1 protein-coding gene is annotated in these 373 nt (G+C 46.4%); it reads right to left on the reverse strand.

Annotation, left to right across the window (positions count from 1 at the left end):
- The coding region (locus tag RYX56_RS21445; RefSeq protein ID WP_317124002.1) for a GTP-binding protein at nt 1–373 on the reverse strand (373 nt) is incomplete at both ends.

The raw sequence follows: 373 nt of genomic DNA on the forward strand, positions 1-373 counted from the left end.
TCCTTATCCATTTTATTAACAGCCACAATAATCGGGACACCTGCTGCCTTTGCATGGTTGATGGCTTCTACTGTTTGTGGCATTACCCCATCATCAGCAGCTACTACAAGAACCGTGATATCAGTAATTTGTGCACCACGTGCCCGCATTGTCGTAAACGCCGCGTGCCCAGGTGTATCAAGAAAGGTAATTTTTTTGCCATTTTCAACAACTTGATAGGCACCGATATGCTGTGTGATGCCCCCGGCTTCCCCTTCGGTAACTTTCGTATTGCGTATTGAATCCAACAACGTCGTTTTTCCGTGGTCAACGTGACCCATAATCGTAACAACGGCTGGTCTTTCCACCAATGTATCCGCTGCTTCTTCTTTGA

Origin of the sequence: Alkalihalophilus lindianensis, assembly GCF_032843265.1 — a bacterium.
Lineage (GTDB): Bacteria > Bacillota > Bacilli > Bacillales > Bacillaceae_D > Alkalihalophilus > Alkalihalophilus lindianensis.